Origin of the sequence: Acidiplasma aeolicum, assembly GCF_001402945.1 — an archaeon.
Lineage (GTDB): Archaea > Thermoplasmatota > Thermoplasmata > Thermoplasmatales > Thermoplasmataceae > Acidiplasma > Acidiplasma aeolicum.
Genome location: NZ_LKBG01000022.1, coordinates 1 through 4,799 on the forward strand (window position 1 = coordinate 1; position 4,799 = coordinate 4,799).

A 4,799-nucleotide genomic window follows, 5' to 3' on the forward strand; every position below is an offset into this window, starting at 1 on the left:
AAGAGATTAAATATGTCAAAGAAAAACAATGAACTTGAAAAATATATGGAAATGTATAAACAGACCCTGGAAGATCTTAATGACTACAAGAATCTTTACATACGGCAGAGATCAGAGATGGAGAACTACGCAAAATACAAGGAACGTGAGATTGAAAACATCAGAAAAAATGCCGGCAGTGAGATAATTAAAAACCTTCTACCGGTGCTAGATACACTTGATGCTGGAATGATACACGATCCAAAACTTGAACCAGTGAGATCGCAAATAATAAAAATATTAAGCTCATACGGACTAAAGGAAATAGCAGGTAAGGGGGAAAAATTTGATCCTAACCTTGAGGAGGCCATAGGTGTATCAGATCAGGGTGAGGATGGAAAGGTGCTTGAGGTAGTTCAGAAGGGATATATGTTAAACGGAGAGGTTTTAAGAACCGCAAAGGTAATAGTTTCAAAAAGGTGAGTTAAAATGAGCAAGATTATAGGTATTGATTTAGGAACAAGCAATTCAGCAGCAGCAGTAGTTATTTCAGGCAAGCCAGAGGTCATTCCGGCAGCCGAGGGAGTCTCATTGGGTGGAAAATCCTTCCCAAGCTATGTTGCATTTACCAAGGATGGCCAGCTGCTTGTTGGTGAACCTGCAAGAAGGCAGGCTTTACTGAATCCAGAGGGTACAGTTTACGCAGCCAAAAGAAAGATGGGTACAGATTACAAATATAAAATATTCGGAAAGGAGTATACACCCCAGCAAATATCCGCATTTATTCTGCAAAAAATTAAGAAGGATGCAGAGACATTTCTTGGAGAGCCAGTGACAGATGCTGTTATTACCGTTCCTGCATATTTTGATGATAATCAGAGGCAGGCAACAAAGGATGCAGGTGCAATTGCCGGTCTAAATGTAAGGAGAATTATTAATGAGCCAACAGCAGCATGCATGGCTTACGGTATTGATAAACTTAATGAATCGCTTAAAATATTAATATATGATTTTGGTGGGGGTACACTTGATGTAACAGTTATGGACTTTGGTCAGGGAGTATTCCAGGTGCTTTCAACGTCTGGTGATACCCACCTTGGCGGCAGTGATATGGATGAGGCTATTGTAAACTTCCTTGCAGATGATTTTAAACAGAAGGAGGGCATAGATCTAAGAAAGGATAAATCTGCATACATAAGATTGAGGGATGCCGCGGAAAAGGCAAAAATAGAGTTATCAACAGTTCTTGAAACTGATATAAACCTTCCTTATATAACTGCCACGCAGGAGGGTCCAAAGCATCTTGAATACAAGCTTACAAGGGCAAAGCTTGAGGAGCTTGTGGCACCAATAGTTGAGAAATCAGCCGAATCATTAAATAAGGCCATAGAGGGTGCAAAGCTCAAGAAGGAGGATATAAATAAAATCATACTTATAGGTGGACCAACAAGGATGCCATATGTTCACTCATTTATAGAGAAATATTTTGGCAAAAAGCCTGAGGGTGGTGTTGATCCAATGCAGGCTGTGGCAATTGGTGCCGCAATTCAGGGTGCTGTACTTACCGGGGATATTAAGGACATAGTGCTTCTGGATGTCACACCATTAACACTTGGAATAGAAACACTTGGTGGTGTAATGACACCGTTAATACCTGCAAATACAACAATACCTGTTAAAAAATCCCAGGTATTTACAACAGCAGCGGATATGCAGACTGCTGTAACAATACACGTTGTTCAGGGGGAGAGGCCACTTGCCAAGGATGATGTATCCCTTGGAATGTTTAATCTTGAAGGTATTCCTCCAGCACCAAGGGGGGTTCCACAAATAGAGGTTACATTTGATATAGATGCCAATGGCATATTAAATGTTTCAGCAAGGGATAAGGGCACAGGAAAGGAACAGAGAATCACAATATCCGCATCAAACAAGCTTTCCAAGGAGGAAATAGAAAGAATGAAAAAGGAGGCTGAGGAATTCGCCGAGAAGGATAAGCAGGAGAAGGAAAATATAGAAACATTAAACAATGCGGAGAGCCTTGCATATACCGCTGAAAAAACAATCAATGATGCCGGTGAGAAAATAGACAGCGCAACAAAAGATAATATAAAGGCCATAGTAAAGGACTTAAGGGATGCAATTTCACAGAAGGACATACCAAAGGTCAAGGAGATTACAGAAAAACTTACCAAGGAAATTCAGGAGGTTGGGGCAAAGATGTATGCCAGTGCCTCGGCCAATAACCAGAATAATACAGGTAATGCCGGCACTTCCGGTGAGAATCAGTCGGATAGTTCAAATGATAAGACATCCGGTGAAAACAGCGATACCATAAACGCAGATTATAAGGAAAACAAATGATGGAACATGGCAGAGGACTACTATAAAATCCTGGGTGTCGACAAAAATGCAACGCAGGATGAAATAAGGGCAAAATTCAGGGAACTTGCAAAAAAATACCATCCTGATTTAAATCAGGGAAACCAGGAGGCCGAGGAAAAGTTTAAGCAGATTGCCGAGGCGTATGAGGTGCTGTCAGATCCACAAAAAAGACAGCAGTATGATGCCACCGGGTCTGCCGAATTCAATGGCGGCGCATCCAACTTTAACTGGCAGGACTTTACGCACTTTGATGATATTAATGATATATTCAGCAAAATTTTTGGCGGTTTTGGCGGCTCATCCGGCGGCGATTTCTTCGGCGGCGGATATACAAACCAGCCAGATCTTGATATATACATCAGGGTTAATATAACACTGGAGGACGCATATTATGGCACATCAAAATCTGTCAAGTACAAGAGGGATGCAATGTGCGATGCCTGCAATGGTACAGGCGCCGTTGATGGCAAGCTTATGACATGCCCAACATGCCACGGCACAGGCCAGGAGAGAATAACACGCGGCCAGGGATTCTTCCAGATGGTTACAGTAACAACATGCAGAACATGCAACGGCAGGGGTAAAATACCTGTTAAACCATGCCCGGTATGTAAGGGTACAGGCACGGTACCAAAAATGGAGAATATATCTATAAATATACCCAAAGGTGCAGATACAAATATAAAGCTCAGGGTTGCAAAAAAGGGCAACTCATATGGTGGTGTTACAGGGGACCTCTATGCCGTAATATATGTCCAGAATAATTCAGAGATACGCAGATCAGGGGATAATTTATATGTAAAGCATCACATAGACTTTCCAACAGCTGCCCTGGGCGGCGAGGTTGAGGTTTCATTGTTTAAAGAAAAATTTAAATTAAATATTCCGGCAGGTACACAGCCTGATGATGTTCTAAGAATAAAGGGTGCAGGAATGCCCAGAATAAACTCACATGGTTCCGGGGATCTTTTGGTTATCATTAAGCTTGATGTTCCAAAGCATCTAACAGCAAAGGAAAAGGAACTCATAGAGGAACTAAAGGGTGAACCCACCAAAAAATCATGGTTTCACATATAAATAAATTTTTAAATTTATAATAAATCTATATTTTTAAGTCTTTCCTTAAAATCATGTTCTGTTGTATCAAACAACGATGTTAATTTAATTAAATCCTCACCCTCAACCAGCTCCTTTGCCATGCTCCTGTATGGGTCAAGATCATTCTTATTTATTATGCCCTTTTCTGCAAGGTCAATTATTGTTTCCCATCCATTGAGCCTTATATACTGATTTGGTGATTTTAATACATTAAAAAGAAATTTTTTATATTCCTCATAATCGCCATCAACAATTACACCCCCGGACTTTAACAGCGGTAGCATATGCCATGCGTCACTTACAACACCTGCATTCTGGCTTTTAAGGCTCTCTATAAACACGTTCTTATAGGGTATAAGGTATGTTTTGTCAAGGTAATTTCCAAGAATCAGGTCTATGGCATTCCACCATGCGGTTAAATCCCCAGATTTTATATATGGAAGCAAATACTCCTTTCTGGAAACAATATCCTCCTTTGTTATGTACCCTGCATCAGCAAATCGCCTTGCAAGAACCCAGGCATGAACCTTAACCATTTCATCATCAGTTGTTAAAAGGCCCAGAAACTGATTTTTATTCTCTATCACATAGTCCTTTGTAAGTATCCCATTGTCTATTAGAAAATCAACCTTGTACCATGCATCAAGTCTTGAAAACTGGTCTTCAAGAGATAATGACTTTAAATAATATTCCTTATTTTTTTTAATAACATCCTCTGCCATATTAAAATAATGTTATTTTATTATAAAAAACTTTTTTTAATAAATTATCATGTATATTATTCAAATTCATGATATTTTATTCATAAAATCAGAAATTTATTATATAATTCGTCAATATAAATGATAAAAATTCCTAAATAGGATTTTTCTTTAAAATATAAATTAAAATTATAATATTTTATCTCTCGTTGCATTATTTTCTTTAATAATTAAAAATAAGTAGATATATATAAAATATATGATTTATAAATATATTATGGTATAATTTTATATAATTATTTCATTTTTAGATATCTAATGATATTTTCATTAAAAGTTTGATTAATATTAAAAATATTCATAAACATGATTAAAAATGTTTAAATATGAATATTAAATTATACACATGGTGACAAAAAGTGCCAAAACCATATGTAGCAATAAACGAGGTAGAAATGTTAAATGATGAGACGACAATGAAAATGTTCCAGCAGGTTGGTCCAAAGGTTTGCCAGGTTACAGCCAGGCATCCCGGGTTTGTTGGATTCCAGAACCATATGCAGTTTGGTATAATACCGCTTGGAACAAGGTATGGTGGCGGATCAATGGACATGACCAAAATGAGCACAATGAACG

At 38.2% G+C, this 4,799-nt stretch carries 5 protein-coding genes; 4 read left to right on the forward strand and 1 reads right to left on the reverse strand.

Going from position 1 to position 4,799, the window contains the following annotated elements; genetic code table 11:
* From AOG54_RS01015 to dnaJ, 3 genes are all read left to right on the forward strand, one after another.
* On the forward strand, positions 1 to 462 hold a 462-nt coding region (locus AOG54_RS01015; protein WP_156324156.1), incomplete at its 5' end, for a nucleotide exchange factor GrpE.
* Between the two features lie 6 nt (positions 463 to 468).
* Positions 469 to 2,343 carry a molecular chaperone DnaK gene (gene dnaK / locus AOG54_RS01020; protein WP_054963818.1) on the forward strand — a complete coding sequence of 625 codons (1,875 nt, stop codon included), beginning with the start codon at positions 469 to 471 and terminating at the stop codon, positions 2,341 to 2,343.
* A 6-nt stretch (positions 2,344 to 2,349) separates the two neighbouring features.
* Entirely contained in the window at positions 2,350 to 3,441 is a 1,092-nt protein-coding gene (dnaJ, locus tag AOG54_RS01025) for a molecular chaperone DnaJ (protein WP_055032280.1), read from the forward strand.
* Positions 3,442 to 3,455: 14 nt separating this feature from the next.
* Here the strand turns inward: dnaJ and AOG54_RS01030 are convergent, their stop codons facing one another.
* Positions 3,456 to 4,184 (reverse strand): hypothetical protein, encoded by a 729-nt coding sequence (locus AOG54_RS01030; RefSeq protein ID WP_055032281.1) that lies wholly within the window; start codon positions 4,182 to 4,184, stop codon positions 3,456 to 3,458.
* A 398-nt stretch (positions 4,185 to 4,582) separates the two neighbouring features.
* Here AOG54_RS01030 and AOG54_RS01035 point away from each other — a divergent pair.
* A partial coding sequence (locus AOG54_RS01035; RefSeq protein WP_330218507.1) for a sulfur oxygenase reductase family protein occupies positions 4,583 to 4,799 on the forward strand: 217 nt, incomplete at its 3' end.

Bases quoted from the DNA above. Each gene is read 5' to 3' on its own strand.
- dnaJ (WP_055032280.1), top strand. From the start codon at position 2,350: ATGGCAGAGGACTACTATAAAATCCTGGGTGTCGACAAAAATGCAACG.
- dnaK (WP_054963818.1), top strand. From the start codon at position 469: ATGAGCAAGATTATAGGTATTGATTTAGGAACAAGCAATTCAGCAGCA.
- AOG54_RS01030 (WP_055032281.1), bottom strand. From the start codon at position 4,184: ATGGCAGAGGATGTTATTAAAAAAAATAAGGAATATTATTTAAAGTCA.